The organism is Alkalilimnicola ehrlichii (assembly GCF_003399765.1).
Lineage (GTDB): Bacteria > Pseudomonadota > Gammaproteobacteria > Nitrococcales > AK92 > AK92.
The window spans coordinates 70,245-84,567 of sequence record NZ_NFZV01000012.1 but is presented as its reverse complement, the minus strand read 5'-3'; the positions used below and the strand labels follow the sequence as shown (position 1 = coordinate 84,567).

At 57.1% G+C, this 14,323-nt stretch carries 12 protein-coding genes and 2 pseudogenes; all 14 read left to right on the top strand.

Going from position 1 to position 14,323, the window contains the following annotated elements; all coding sequences use genetic code 11:
• Window positions 1-2: 2 nt before the first annotated feature.
• The 14 genes and pseudogenes from CAI21_RS12605 (at window position 3) to CAI21_RS12550 (ending at window position 14,207) form a co-directional block, all read left to right on the top strand.
• Window positions 3-1,214: a hypothetical protein gene (locus CAI21_RS12605; RefSeq protein ID WP_116302614.1), complete on the top strand. Its 1,212-nt coding sequence runs from the start codon at window positions 3-5 to the stop codon at window positions 1,212-1,214.
• A 54-nt stretch (window positions 1,215-1,268) separates the two neighbouring features.
• Window positions 1,269-1,928 (top strand): 4'-phosphopantetheinyl transferase family protein, encoded by a 660-nt coding sequence (locus CAI21_RS12600; protein ID WP_181919407.1) that lies wholly within the window; start codon window positions 1,269-1,271, stop codon window positions 1,926-1,928.
• 187 nt (window positions 1,929-2,115) lie between these two features.
• Window positions 2,116-2,817 (top strand): class I SAM-dependent methyltransferase, encoded by a 702-nt coding sequence (locus CAI21_RS12595; RefSeq protein ID WP_116302612.1) that lies wholly within the window; start codon window positions 2,116-2,118, stop codon window positions 2,815-2,817.
• 17 nt (window positions 2,818-2,834) lie between these two features.
• Window positions 2,835-4,262 carry an APC family permease gene (locus CAI21_RS12590; RefSeq protein ID WP_116302611.1) on the top strand — a complete coding sequence of 476 codons (1,428 nt, stop codon included), beginning with the start codon at window positions 2,835-2,837 and terminating at the stop codon, window positions 4,260-4,262.
• A gap of 176 nt (window positions 4,263-4,438) precedes the next feature.
• Window positions 4,439-5,242: a DEAD/DEAH box helicase gene (locus tag CAI21_RS25635; RefSeq protein WP_309544638.1), complete on the top strand. Its 804-nt coding sequence runs from the start codon at window positions 4,439-4,441 to the stop codon at window positions 5,240-5,242.
• Window positions 5,182-5,310: pseudogene (locus CAI21_RS25630) on the top strand (helicase-related protein); the annotation flags it as partial. The gene CAI21_RS25635 and the pseudogene CAI21_RS25630, both read left to right, overlap by 61 nt.
• Window positions 5,311-5,399: 89 nt before the next feature.
• Window positions 5,400-6,770 (top strand): DEAD/DEAH box helicase, encoded by a 1,371-nt coding sequence (locus tag CAI21_RS25625; protein WP_309544639.1) that lies wholly within the window; start codon window positions 5,400-5,402, stop codon window positions 6,768-6,770.
• 362 nt (window positions 6,771-7,132) lie between these two features.
• Window positions 7,133-8,296 carry a methyl-accepting chemotaxis protein gene (locus CAI21_RS12580; RefSeq protein ID WP_181919405.1) on the top strand — a complete coding sequence of 388 codons (1,164 nt, stop codon included), beginning with the start codon at window positions 7,133-7,135 and terminating at the stop codon, window positions 8,294-8,296.
• A gap of 27 nt (window positions 8,297-8,323) precedes the next feature.
• Complete coding sequence (locus tag CAI21_RS12575) at window positions 8,324-8,689, top strand: response regulator (RefSeq protein ID WP_116302610.1); 366 nt, start codon at window positions 8,324-8,326, stop codon at window positions 8,687-8,689.
• A gap of 17 nt (window positions 8,690-8,706) precedes the next feature.
• Window positions 8,707-9,051, top strand: coding sequence for an STAS domain-containing protein (locus CAI21_RS12570; RefSeq protein WP_116302609.1), 345 nt, complete (start codon window positions 8,707-8,709; stop codon window positions 9,049-9,051).
• Entirely contained in the window at window positions 9,038-11,197 is a 2,160-nt protein-coding gene (locus CAI21_RS12565) for a chemotaxis protein CheA (RefSeq protein ID WP_116302608.1), read from the top strand. The genes CAI21_RS12570 and CAI21_RS12565 overlap by 14 nt, the downstream gene beginning before the upstream one ends.
• Before the next feature lie 51 nt (window positions 11,198-11,248).
• Window positions 11,249-12,907: a methyl-accepting chemotaxis protein gene (locus tag CAI21_RS12560; protein WP_116302607.1), complete on the top strand. Its 1,659-nt coding sequence runs from the start codon at window positions 11,249-11,251 to the stop codon at window positions 12,905-12,907.
• Window positions 12,908-12,917: 10 nt separating this feature from the next.
• A pseudogene (locus tag CAI21_RS25980) lies at window positions 12,918-13,438 on the top strand (chemotaxis protein CheW).
• Window positions 13,431-14,207 carry a CheR family methyltransferase gene (locus tag CAI21_RS12550; RefSeq protein WP_258867977.1) on the top strand — a complete coding sequence of 259 codons (777 nt, stop codon included), beginning with the start codon at window positions 13,431-13,433 and terminating at the stop codon, window positions 14,205-14,207. Before CAI21_RS25980 ends, CAI21_RS12550 begins: the two are co-directional and overlap by 8 nt.
• The last annotated feature ends 116 nt before the right edge of the window (window positions 14,208-14,323 follow it).

Here is a 14,323-nt window from a genome sequence, read left to right as displayed (position 1 = left end):
CTATGCGGTTTGCGATAGGGGTTTTAGTTGGGCTATGGCTGCTGCCCACCAGCGTTATGGCGTTGGACTTTAGAGGGGAAATTGGCGTTGAGCACCGGCAGTTCTTCAGGACGCCGATTTATGACGACGCTAGGGATGAGCAGCCATCGATAGCCCTGCAAGGGCAGTGGTTCTTGCCGTGGGGAGAGCGTAGCAACTTTGATCTAACCGTTTTTGGTCGGCTTGATGCGGTCGACAGCGAACGCAGGCGGGTGGATCTACGCGAGGCCAAGTGGGTTTACATGGGCGATAGCTGGGACTTCACGGCCGGTTATGCCTTGGTTTACTGGGGCGTCGTCGAATCTCAGCGACTGGTCGACGTCATTAATCAACGTGACCCGCTGGAGGACATTACGGGTAACGTACGCCTCGGTCAACCGATGTTGCATGGGCGATATTTCGCGGGCGCTGTAACTTACGAGGCTTTTGTCATGCCCTGGTTCCGCGAGCGGCCGTTTGCCAGTAGCCCTGCGCGCCTGCGGCTTCCGCTGGAAGTCGATACCGGGCAAGCCGAGTATGAGTCTAGCCAGGAGAGGCGTCATATCGACCTTGCTCTACGGAGCACGTTTACCCTGGGGACTTGGGACGCAGGCCTACACGTGTTTCGTGGGACCAACCGCGAACCGGAGCTAAGGTTGTCGGAAGGGCAAGATTTTCTCTTTCCTTTCTACGAGCAGATGACCCAGTTCGGCGTCGATATACAACGAACGGTCGGCAGTACGTTGTGGAAGTTTGAAGGGATATATCGATCGCCGCGGGAAGACAGTTATTTTGCTTACGCCGCGGGCCTGGAGCACGCTTTTTATCAGGTTTTCGAGAGCAATATCGATGTTTCGATACTGCTTGAGCATAACTGGGACGAGCGTGGCGACGATGCGACCACACCTTATCAGAACGATTTATTTACCGGGGTTCGCATCGTTATGGGGGATGTTGCGGGGACAGAGGCGTTGATTGGCGTATATAACGATCTCGACTATGGGGGACGGTTTGGCCGCCTTCAGGCGAGTAGGCGCTTCGGCAATAACCTGCGGGGTATTGCCGAAGCGTATTGGTTCTCGCCCCGTAAGGAAGAGGATGCCATTTACCCCTATCGACGAGAAGACCACATTATTGTGGGGCTCGATTACTTTTTTGAAGTGCAGCATGACCATTATAAACGGGCAACAGGTTGATTTGCCTCTCGGTTTTTCCTTCAGCAGTTGCTTTTTCAACCGAATAGACAGGATTTGCAGCGTTTTCAAAATGCCGGCTTGCCGCTGCCTGAGCGGTTGCAGGCTGCTGTCTTGAAAAGACAGGTGGAATTCTTAGCCGGCCGCTATTGCGCAACAGAGGCGCTTAAGGCCTTAGGTTATGAAGGCGAGCCGGTCGTAGGGTCGCAGGCCGATCGTAGTCCGGCTTGGCCTTCGGGCTGGTTGGGGTCGATTAGTCATAGTTCGGATTGCGCGGTAGCGCTTGTCGCGCACCGGCAGCAAGCCTTGGGCATCGGTGTCGATGTAGAAAGTGTATTACCGCCGGCGGATGTCGAGACGATCTCCGACATGATCCTACACGGGAGCGAGCGGGATCTGCTGGCCAGCCAAGGATATTCTCCCGAGCAGTTACTTACAGTCGTTTTCTCTATCAAAGAAAGCCTTTATAAGGCATTGAATCAATTAGGCATTAAAGAGCTGGATTTCAAAAGCGCTTGTGTGCAAAGGGTTTCGCCGGATGGGGGGTTCGCCGCGATTTTGGCTAACGGCGTCGCGCTGCCGTTGCAAGTTCCTAGGCTGTTAACAGGCCGTTTTATACTAAACGGGGCACGGGTAGTCAGCCTGCTCTGGATACCTAAGGTAACGACCGTCGTCGAGCGGCAGCCCGCTAGATCTAGTAGGTGTGTTCTCACCTAAGCGCAGGTTATCGTGACGGCAACCAGGGGCGCTGCGCTTCAGCTATAGAAAGAATTCCGTTTCTTGTCGGTGGCGGGAAGGTTTTGTTCCGAGGTTTGTCGTTTTGGCGTTTCTGGTTTACGCGATGGTTAGCCCTGTCGCAGGACAAGCCGGATGCGACGATTTTTATTGGTAGGGAATTTTAGGTATGGATACTCGGATGCACAAATGGCGGATAGGCGCGACATGCGAGGCTAGCGTTGCTGCCTCCCGGTTCTCGACAACGGGATACGGCAGGTTTTATCGATGGCTGCTTCTATGCGTAATACTGCTCAGCTTTACTGGCTGTTCGGTTTCGAATCGTGCCAATTGGCAACAGCCTGAGCGCGTTGTCGAAAGTTTGAGCGTGACCGAAGGCGCTGTGATCGCCGACATCGGCTCTGGCGATGGGTATTTTACTTTTCGCTTTGCGGACGCAACGGGGCCGGCAGGGAAAGTGTATGCCGTGGATATTAGTGCGACGGTACTCGCTAAAGTTGCGGAGCGGGCGGAAAGCGAGTCGTATTCTCAGGTGGCGACTGTGCAGGCGGGACCGAGCGATCCCATGTTGCCACGTCCCGTCGATATCGTCTTTGTATGCAATACCTATCACCACCTCACCGATAGAACGGACTATTTCCGTAACGTCAAGAATTACCTCAGTCCAGGCGGGCGGGTTGCGATTATAGATTTCGACGACCTTCCTTGGTGGGGGAATTTGATGATGCGCAGCCATCAGACGGCGGCAGCCACCATTCGCGAGGAAATGGAACAGGCCGGCTATTACCTGGTCGAGGAGCACGATTTCCTTCCTTACCAGAATTTTCTCATTTTTGCCGTGGCGGATAGCGACCGGTTAGCGAACAAGTAGCGCTGGAATCGCGTGCTATGAAAACGGGCGATAACGCCATTCGGAGCGATGGCGAGGTAATGGTCGAGCCGCCTCGCGTGATCGGCCCCGTGGCAGGCTTCTGTGTAGTGGCGGGCTCTATGCTGGGGGTGGGTATTTTTCTGTTCCCTAGTATGGTTGCCCAGGAGGTCGGCAGCGTTGCGGCGTTCTTCTTCCTATGGGTGTTAGGCGGTTTGTTCGCACTCGCCGGAGCGAGTGCTTGCGCCGAACTCAGCACCCTGTTCCCACGTGCCGGCGGCGATTATGTCTTTCAACGCGAGGCTTTTGGGCAGTCGGTTGCGTTTGCCTCGGGCTGGCTGCTGTTCATTGCCATATTCGGCGGCTCGATTGCCGGTATGGCAGTCGCCGTCGTCCAGTATCAGGTACAAGCATTAGTCGGTTACGACTTAAGCGTTAAACCCATTCTGGGGTTACCCATTACCGCCATTCAGTGGTTGGCAATTGTCTTAATTATTGTTTTAACTTTGCTTAACGTTGCCGGAACCCGCTTGGCAGCGCGAACTCAGGTGCTGTTAACGCTCTTGCCGATCATAGGTTTAGTGATGCTTGCTCTTTACGGCTTCGCCACGGGCGCTAAGACTCAACCGGCATTGCTCGCCGAGCCCTCGATGGTTGCCGAGTTAAGTTTCGCGGGATTTGTTACCGGTTTTCTCCTGGTCAATTTTGCCTACTCAGGCTGGATTAACATTATCTATGTGGCTGGAGAAGTGAGGGAGCCGCATCGCAATATCCCCCGCTCGATGTTTGGCGCCACGTTTTTCGTGACAGGCCTTTACTGCTTGCTATGCGCAGCATTCATTGCCGTGCTGGGGTTTAGCGGTCTTGCGGCGTTAGGTTGGACCGACGCCGGGACGGGGATGGCCCAGGCCCTGCAAAGTTCATGGCTTACGACGGCTGTTCTCATCCTGATTGCGGTGGCCATTATCACCTCCTTGAACGCAACCGTGTTGGGAGGCGCGCGCGTTGCTTACGCTATGGCGGTCGATGGCTGCTTTTGGCGTGGTGCCGCCCGCCTTAGCGGATCGGGCAGGGTGCCTAAGGCTGCGCTTTGGTTGCAAGCCGCCTTTGCGATTGCGCTGGTATTAACCGGCAGTTTTCGGGCCATTGTCGAGATGACCAGTATCGCCATGTTTATGACCGGGACCTTGAGCGTGTTAGCCATGTTCGCTTTACGGCGTCGCTTGCCGGGTGTATACCGTCCTTATCGTGCGAGTTTCTATCCTTGGTTGCCGGGGTTGTACGTCGTGCTCTCTTGCGTCGCCATCGTTGCTACCGCTTGGCGTGGTTTTAGACTCGGCGGCGAGGCAGCTTATTACCCCATTTTGGGTGTGCTGATCTTACTCGTGACTTATCTCGCTCACCGCTGGCATGTGCGCCGGAGACTGCTACCGGAAACCTCGTATTGACGGGTTGCTCGGCAGAAGCGGGAGCGGTGAGCAGAGCATAGCAAATCGGCGCAACCCGATGACCGCCCATTAGCAAACGCGATGGGCTATTACGTGTAGGGCTCCTCAGCTCGAATTCTTTTCTCGGCCTTGCTATCGTTTCGACGCGTTGAGGCGATCGAACAGTAAGTAGCGTAGTGACGACACTTCCCGTTGAATCTTTACGTCAGTCTTTTGGCTCCGCTCTGGCGGCAGGCCATGTGGTGGTGACAGCGGCGACTGGAACCGGGAAATCGACCCGGTTGCCCGTTTGGGCTGCGGAGCATGGTCCTGTGCTTGTAGTTGAGCCGCGGCGCTTAGCCGCCGTCAGCTTGGCCGCTTACGTAGCGGATACGTTGGCGGAGGATGGTTGCGGTGACCGGGTCGGCTACGCAGTTCGCTTCGATCATTGTGTCGGCCCTGCCAGCGAGATCGTTTTTGTGACGCCAGGGATTGCATTGAACTGGTTGGCCGACGGGCGATTAGATCGCTTCGCTAGCATTATTATCGATGAGTTCCATGAGCGCCGTTGGGATACCGATCTGTTGCTCGCGTTGCTACTCGAGCAAGGGCGTTATCGTTTAGTACTGACCTCTGCCACGCTTGACGGCGTGGGCTTAGCCGACTATTTGCGTGCTACTCATCTATCGGTACAGGCCCAGGCTTATCCCGTTGAGGTGCGTTACGCCGAGCAGCATGCCTTAACGATGCCGACCGGTAAGGATTTGGTCGAGCGCGTGGTCAGCACGGTGTTGGCAGTCGCCGGCGAGACGGAAGGCCACCTGTTGGTTTTTTGCCGGGGCGGGGGGAAATTCGAGCTGTTCAACAACGGCTTCGGAGCCTTGTGGGGGAAGCCGTTGCTTTGCATGGTTCCGCACCCATTGAAGAGCAGCAACGCGCCTTGCAGGCCGATGGCAAACAGCGGGTTGTTTTGGCGACGAATATTGCCGAAACCTCTTTGACGGTGCCTGGCGTCACGGCGGTCATCGATAGTGGGTTGGAACGGCGTACTCAACGGCGCAACGGGCGAACGGTGTTGACGCTAGCGCCCATCGCGACAGTAAGCGCAGAACAACGTAGAGGGCGGGCGGACGCACAGCGCCGGGGCTTTGCGTCCGGTTGTGGGGGCACGCCGCGCCGCTTGCACAAAGTGCGCCGCCGGAAGTACAACGCGAAGACCTTACCGATTTCACGCTGGCAGCGGCAGTTGCCGGTTATCGTCCGGAAGCGTTGTCGTTTCCTGAACCCTTGCCTGAGCAAAGCCTGTACGCGGCACAGTCCTTATTGTGCGCGTTCGGCGCGTTGGATGAGGCGGGAGAGATTACCGAACGGGGGCGAGGGTTGTTTGCGCTTCCGGTCGATACGGCACTTGCGCACTTAATCTCGGCGATGCCAACGCCGGAAAGTAAAGGTTTTATGGCCGACCTCGTGGCCGCTTTATCCGTTCGCCAGAGCTTGGCTACTCCTCCCAAAGATCCCGCATTAAGGGCTCGGCTCTGCGACAGCCTGGGTAGGCGCTGCGATGCGACCTTGTTGGTCGCTGCTATACGCGGCCTCGATCTGGTCGATATCGACGTTCATAAACGTGTGCGTGACGAGGCGCGGCATGTGGCGTCGCAGTTGCGCGATCTGCTGGGTTTGCCGGTGATGCCTCAAGGATTGAATGGCGAGGCGGAGACGGCGTTCGCTCATGCCGCCGAGGCGGCGCCGAACATGGTGTTCGTCCGGCGCGAGAAACGGCGGCAGGCATTTGCCAATGGCAGTGGCGAATTGAAGCTCGGCGAGCGTTCCCTGCTCACGATGGCGGACGAAGCCGCACTGGTATTCGACACTTATAGCGTGCCTGGACGCGGTACGCGGGAGACAATGACCCTGGGCACATGCTTGGCGCCGCTTCCCATCGGTTTACTCCCTAGCTTAGGGCTCGGCGAGCGGGTTGAGGCGGAGAGCCGGCTCGATGAGGACGGGCTGCGGGTCCGGCAGGTGTTGCGTTTTTCCGGACGAGAATTGGGGGAGACATGGATCGAACCTGTCGGCGAGCAAGCGCGAGCGGCGCTAGCAAAGCATATTCTTGTCGGGGAGTTGCTACCGCCGGCAGGTTCCCGCTTGCAGGACGATCTGGAGGCGTGGGAGCTTTACTGCCGCCTCGGAGAAGGCGAGGGAGAGGTGCCGGAGCCTTTGCTATGGTTACAAGAGCGTTTACGGGCGCTAGGTGTGGATCGAGCGGCCGACATGGAGCTGATCGAGCCTGAGGATCTTCGCTTCGAGGGTATCCCTGACTGGGAACGAGCGCGCTTCGATGAGCATTATCCCCGCCGAATCTCCTTAAGCGATCTAGAGCTTAAAGTGTCGTATCAGCTACGGCGGCGCCGTGTCACGCTGGAATACCTCGGCGGCCGTCGCAAGGATGGCCCTCGCCGTTGGGAGCTACCCGCTTGGAGCGGGTGGCAAGTCGAGTATAAAAAGGCCAGCAAGAGCATAGTCTTATAGCAAGCTATGCGCTTGCTCCTGCCTTAGCCCTCCTGAATCCGGAAGGGCTTATTTTCCTACCCAAATAGTTTAGAAGCTGCCCTGGCTGCCGAGTTTAAGGCAGCGCGGTGTGCGTCTGCTCCGGGCGCAGCTACGCACTTTATTTTAAGTCATACGTGGGCTTGGCGACCTTGTGCGAGTTCACGACGGTAGTTGTCGTTCCGCGCGCGTCAGTCACGCCTGGGGCGATAAAGCCCGTGATTGTGAACAAGGTCTCGTTTTGGTTCAAGTCGCGTCAAGCGTTGGCCGATGTTTTGAGAATGAACCGACGCGCGAGAGGTCGGTTGTCAGGCCGCGAGCGAATACGTAGGAGTCGGATGGGGTTGGTTGACCAAGATGCCCTTAGGGCCTGTATGAAAACGCCGTATCTTCCCCTCGTCATTGGCAGCGCAGGTTTGTTGCTGGCGGCGCCTTGGGTTGTCGGAGTTCCCGTGGTGGTGGGAATGCTTGCTATTGCGTGGGCGCAAAGAAGATTTAGGCGCGTCGTTGAATCGAGCGAGCGCGAGCAGCGCGAAGCGCTCCATGCAGAGTTGAGCGAGCATTGGGCCGAGCAGGTTTACCGGCCGAGTCTTGCAGGTCTGGCAAGCGATCTTTTTCCGGTGTGGCAGCGGCAAGTAGAGAATGCCCGCTATCAGACGGAAGAGGCTGTTGGCGGTCTGATGGGGGAGTTCACCGAAATGGTCGCCAACCTGGGCGAGGCGACCGAGGTGTTCTCTGGTGTGGTGACCGACGAAAGCGGGTTTGGCCGTTTGTTCCAGCGTAGCGAGCAGCGCTTAAACGAGGTTGTGCGGCGCCTTGAAGCCGCTTTAGAAGAGCAGCGGGTCCAGCTTGAGCGAATCGAGCATCTCGGTAGTTACATCAAAGAGTTGAATGCGATGGCCGACGAGGTGGCAGGTGTCGCCGAGCAAACCAACTTGCTAGCGCTTAACGCTTCCATTGAGGCTGCGCGCGCCGGCGAGCAAGGGAGAGGCTTCGCTGTCGTTGCCTCCGAAGTTCGGGCGTTGTCGCAACGCTCCGGCGAGTCCGGTCGCTCGATCGCCGAGAAAGTCGAGGAGATTTCCGAGGCGATCCGCAAAGCGTGCGACTCGGCGCGGGATACCGGCGAGCAGCAAGAATCGGTTAAGTACTCCGAACAGGCGATTACCGCTGTCTTAGAAGAATTCCGTAACGTGGCGGAAAATCTGACCGACGCCGGACGCCGCCTTAACGATACCAACGGCCATATTCAGAACCGCATCAGTGCGGCGCTGGTAAAACTACAGTTTCAGGATCGTACCAGCCAAATTCTTTGTCACGTGAGAGACAGCATCGGCCGCACCGCCGTACATCTCGACGAGTTGGTGGACTCGGTGGACGTAGCCCGCCCGGTGGAGGTCGCCCGCCTCCTGCAAGAGCTCGAGAAGGATTATGCAATGGCGGACGAGCGCACCGCTCACGCCGGCGATGTGCGCAAGGAATCCGACGAGGGCGATATCACTTTCTTCTAATTTAGGTCTCTACCCAAGGGGGGATGCATGGCCAAAACGGTAATGGTAGTTGACGACTCGGTTTCGATCCGACAGGTAGTCTCCGTTGCTCTGAAAGGTGCCGGCTATAACGTCGTCGATGCTTGCGACGGTCAGGACGCCTTGAACAAACTCGGCGGGCAGCGGGTTCATTTGATTATTTCCGACGTCAATATGCCCGTGATGGACGGCATCGAGTTTCTGAAAGCCGTGAAACAGAAGCCAGAGTATAAGTTTACGCCCGTCATTATGCTGACCACGGAGTCCGCCGAAGCAAAGAAGGCCGAGGGCCAAGCCGCCGGTGCCAAAGCTTGGGTTGTTAAACCGTTCCGGCCCGATCAAATGCTGGCGGCAGTCGATAAGCTAATTAGCTGACGAAGAGGCGCTAAGCCATGGGTTTTGAGCTCGTACCGTCGGAAGCTGGCAAGTTCCGCTTTATTGGCGAACTTTGCGTATTTCATGCCGAACAGTTAAAGCCTCGGTTGTTGTCGATGTTAAAGGAGGGAGACGCCCTAGAGCTTGATTTGGCTGGGGTCCAAGAGGTGGATACCGCGGGCCTCCAACTTCTTCTGATGCTCAAGCGCGAGGCGGCCGAGCGGGACGTATCGCTAACACTCGTTAATCACAGCGAGGAGCTGCTTAACGTTATTGGGCTGCTTAACCTATCGCAGGCGTTCGGCGATCCGCTCGTGCTCCCGGCCGAGCCGGTTTCGGAGGTTCCTCATGGATCAAGATGATTTGCTTGATACCTTCCTCGCGGAAAGCGTGGACATGTTGGAGCAGATGGAGCGGCTTTTACTCGAACTGGAAGAAGATGCCGGCGATCCGGAGCAGCTCAGCGCGTTGTTCCGCTGCGTTCATACCATTAAGGGTTCTGCCGGTTTGTTCGGTTTCGACCATGTAGTGGAGTTCGCCCATGCCGTCGAAAATGTCTTGGATCGCCTGCGCGACGGTTTGATCGAGTTCGATACGACCTTATCCGGCTTATTGTTTCAGTGCCGGGATCATATCGCGACATTGATTGATCTCGATGCTGCCGATATCGGCGCAGACATATGCAAGATCGGCAACGGTATTATCCTCCAACTGGCGCCTTATCAAGGCGAGGACGATGAGGAAAACGCCGGCTCGGCTAATGCCGGTGACGAACAAGCAGCGCCTGCGGCGGGTAAGGAAACTGATAGCTGGCACATATCCGTGCGCTTTAGCCCGGATGTGCTCCGTCATGGCATGGAGCCGCTTAGTTTTATTCGCTACCTCGGCAAGCTCGGCGAACTCGCCTATGTCTGCACGATCACGGAGCACTTGCCGCCCGCCCGCGAGTTTGACCCGGAAGCCTGCTATCTGGGGTTTGAAATCGACCTCCAGGCGGCCACGAGCAAAGCGGCGATCGAAGAAGTCTTTGAGTTCGTCCGCGAGGATTGCGAGCTTCGCATCTTAGCGCCCGATGCTCGGTTGGCTGAGTACATCGATCTTATCCAGAATCTGCCAGAAGAAGACTACAAACTCGGTGAAATGCTGATTGCCAGCGGCGCGCTAACACGGGCCGAACTGGAGGAGGGGCTTAACGCTCAAGCGCTGCTCGCCGGGGATGATGCTGTGCCTAAGGCGCGTATCGGCGAGGTCTTGGTCGAATCCGGCGCCGTTTCGCCTGACGTGGTGAATGCGGCGCTGAGCAAACAAAAGCAGACGCGCGATGCCCGGGCTCAGGCAAATCAGTATGTACGAGTTCAGGCCGATAAGCTGGACAACCTGATTAATCTGGTTGGCGAGTTGGTGATAGCCAGTGCGGCGGCCAACCTGACCGCGCAGCGAAACGGCGATACACAAACTCGGGAAGCTATTGCAGCGGTTTCCAACCTGGTTGAGGAGATTCGCGACGGCTCGCTCGAGCTGCGTATGGTGCCGATCGGCGAAACCTTCCAACGCTTTAAGCGTGTCGTTCGCGATGCATCGCAGGAGCTGGGCAAAGATATTCGGCTGGAAATCAGTGGCGCAGATGCGGAATTGGATAAAACCATGGTCGAGCGGATCGCCGACCCCTTAACGCACATGGTTCGTAACGCCGTCGATCATGGTATTGAGGCGGCGGAGGTGCGAACGGCAGCCGGCAAGCCGGTCGAGGGAACGGTGCATCTCGATGCTTACCACGAGGCGGGAAGTATCGTTATCGAAGTTAAGGACGACGGCGGTGGCCTCAACCGCGACAAGATCTTGGCCAAGGCGCTGGAACGGGGAGTCATCCAAAGTGCCGAGGGGCTGACCGCTCAAGAAACCTATCAGTTGATTTTCGAACCGGGCTTTTCCACCGCCGAACAGGTGACGAACTTATCGGGCCGCGGTGTCGGAATGGATGTCGTTCGCCGTAACATCGAAGCCCTGCGCGGTAGCGTTGAAGTCGAGTCGGAATTTGGTCAGGGCACGGTTATGCGCATTCGTTTGCCGCTTACGTTGGCAATCATCGACGGGTTCCTGACCGGCATCGGCGAGTCCCGCTACGTTGTGCCGCTGGAGAGCGTTGTCGAGTGCGTGGAACTAACACCGGCGCAACGGGCTGAAAGCCGGCAGCGTAGTTTCGTTAATCTGCGGGGAGAAGTCTTGCCGTTTATTCGGCTACGCGACTATTTCGGCTTGGCCGGCGAAGCGGGCCGGCGGGAGAACATCGTCGTCGTCAGGCATGGGCCGCATAAAGCGGGACTCATCGTGGACAGTCTATTAGGCGAATACCAAACCGTTATAAAACCGTTGGGTAAGCTGTTCTCGAACCTGGGAGCCATTAGTGGTTCAACCATCCTGGGTAGCGGGGAGGTTGCCTTGATTCTGGATGTGCCGGCGCTAACCCAACGGGCGGCGGAGCAGGAGGCACGAACGGCCAAAGCATAATGCATTGGAATAATTGATTAATTTTGCTCTTGCTTCCTAAAGGGGGAGGTCATGCTAAAGAACTTGCGGATCGGCGTTAAGCTGGGTATCGGCTTCGGTGCGCTTACCACATTACTGGCAGTGATAGTGCTGGTTGCCTTTATCGCGCTGAATAACTTTAACGAAGACGTCGAGATGATCGTCGACAGGATCTACCCCAACACGCAGATCACCAACGAGATGCTGCATGAAGCCAATGAGGTTTCGCGACTATCACGTGCCATACCTATGATGCCCACCGGTGCCGACCGGGAAGGTATGGGGCGTCGAATCGGGGAGTCGCAAAACAGGACTGCGCTCCATTTGGAGGAGCTTCAGCAACGTTTGTACACCGATCGGGGACGCCGGATCTATGACCGGATTACTCGTGGTCGCGATGATTTCGATGCGCAGATTGCGCGTTATTTACGCCTGGTTGCCGCGAACGATCAAGAGCGCTTTGTCGCCGCACTCACCAACGAGGTGCGTGACGCCCAAATTGCCTATTTCGCAGCCTTGGAGGATCTTCTCGCTTACCAAGAAGAGCTTATGGATGCCGGGGCGGCGGAGGTACGGAGAGAGTACCGCCAGTCCGTTACGGTCATGAGTAGCTTAGCGGTATTGGCGATCATCATCGCCAGCAGTCTGTCGTATGCCGTGACGCGGAGTATCACTGTTCCCGTTAACAACGCCCGCGATGTGGCCGAGCAGTTAGCCGGTGGGGACTTGATGGTCGAGATCGAATCGGACCGCAAGGACGAAATCGGAGCTATGCTGCTGTCGATGCGGCAGATGACCGAGAAGTTGAAGCAAGTCATCGGCGAGGTGCGCAGTGCCTCCGACAGTTTGGCCAGTGCCTCAGAAGAGGTGAGCGCGACCAGCCAATCGCTGTCGCAGGCTTCCAGCGAGCAGGCGGCGAGTGTCGAAGAAACCTCCTCGTCGATGGAGGAAATGACCAGCTCGATCAATCAAAACACGGAAAACGCCAAGGTTACCGATAGTACCGCGACCAAGGCGGCACAGGATGCAGCCGAAGGCGGCCAGGCGGTCGAGCAGACGGTTGCCGCTATGAAGAATATCGCCGAGAAGATTTCGATCATCGACGATATTGCCTATCAAACCAACCTCTTAGCGTTAAATGCCGCCATTGAGGCCGCGCGTGCCGGCGAGCACGGCAAAGGCTTTGCGGTGGTCGCTGCCGAAGTCCGCAAACTTGCCGAGCGTAGCCAGGTCGCCGCGCAAGAAATCGGAGAAGTGGCCGGCTCCAGCGTCGATTTGGCGGTGAAGGCGGGTGAGCTGCTGAGTTCTATTGTGCCGTCGATCCAAAAAGCGGCTGACCTCGTTCAGGAAATTGCCGCCAGTTCGGAAGAGCAATCCGCCGGCGTCGAGCAGATCAACACCTCGATGGAGCAGCTTAACCAGCTAACCCAACAGAATGCCTCTTCGTCCGAAGAGCTGTCGGCGACGGCAGAGGAAATGAGCGCCCAGGCTGAGCAATTACAGGAGCTGATGCGCTTCTTCAAGCTGGACGACCAAGTGGCGGCTTTGCGTCAAGAAAGCGGGGTTTCCAACGGCAAAGGGACGCGTAGCGCTCAGGGTGGCAATTATTCGACTGTTAACAGCCGTAGCGTAAGCCGTCGCCAGCCCATGCTGGACGAAGAGCCTGACGAGGCCGAGTTCGAACGCTTCTAGGAGGTGGGCCATGGGGGAGCTAACGAAAGCTGTAGGATCAGCCGATTCCGATATCGAGCAGTATTTGACGTTCGTTCTCGGCGACGAGATGTTCGGTGCAGGTATTCGGCAAGTGCGAGAAATCATCGAATACCACAATGTAACCACGGTGCCGATGATGCCCTCTTTCGTCAGAGGGGTCATTAATCTCCGCGGCAGCGTCGTGCCGGTCATCGACCTTAGCGCCCGTTTCGGGCGGGGGCGACGGAAGTCGCCCGCCGAACCTGTATCGTTGTCTTTGAAGTCGAGTATGAAGGCAGCTTGCAGGAACTGGGTGTGATGGTCGACGCCGTCTCGGAGGTACTGGAAATTCCGGCGACGGAGATCGAGCCGCCACCGGCCTTCGGTGCGAAGATCCGCGCCGACTTTATCAGCGGGATGGGGAAGGTCGACGGTAGATTCGTCATCTTGTTGAGTGTTGCCAAGGTCCTCGCCGTCGATGAAATGGCCCTGTTGGCGGATCTTGCAGAAGGAGGCGCCATGCGTGACTGAGCTAGCTCAACCGCGTGCCGACCTGTCGGTAGTGATGTCCATAAGCGATAGCGAATTCCGCTTGTTTCAACGCTTCATGTTCGAGACTGCCGGGGTGGGACTTGCACCCTCGAAGCGGGCTTTAGTGGCGGGCCGTTTGAGCAAACGCGCCCGCCAGCTCGGGTACCGGAGCTTTCGCGACTATTACCAGCAGATCAAGGAAGACAAGGAAGAGCGACAACGGGTTGTAGACGCGCTCACGACCAACGAGACGTATTTCTTTCGTGAGCCGGCTCATTTCGATTTCTTACGTCAACGGGCGGTGGGGGGAGTGCGCGGTAGCCGAGCTTTCAGGGCGTGGAGTGCAGCCTCTTCCAGCGGCGAGGAAGTCTACAGTATTGCCATGACGCTTGCCGACACACTGGGCGATCGCGCTTGGGAAGTGCTAGGCACCGATATCAATAGCGAAGTCCTGCGTAAGGCGAGAATCGGCCACTACCCAATGAACCGCATCGACGGTGTGCCGGCGGAGTATTTGCGGCGTTTTTGCCTGAAGGGGAAAGGGCGTCAGCAGGGCACATTTCTGGTTAAGCGCGAGTTGCGCGAGCGGGTGACGTTTCGGCAGCTGAACTTGAATCAGGCGTTGCCGCGCCTAGGCCGTTTCGATGTGATCTTCCTGCGGAACGTAATGATTTACTTTCCGCAGGAAATCAAGTGTGCGGTGATGGCGCGGGTACGTTCTTTACTGGCTCCAGGGGGTACTTGTTCATCGGTCACTCGGAGAGCTTGAACGGAAGCATGCTAGGAGATCTGGTCGGGGTGACGCCCTCGATATATCGCAGGCCGCTATGAGCGTGCGCCTAGGCACTGGCATCGATCTCTTCGTCCATCCCGGTGAATACGAAT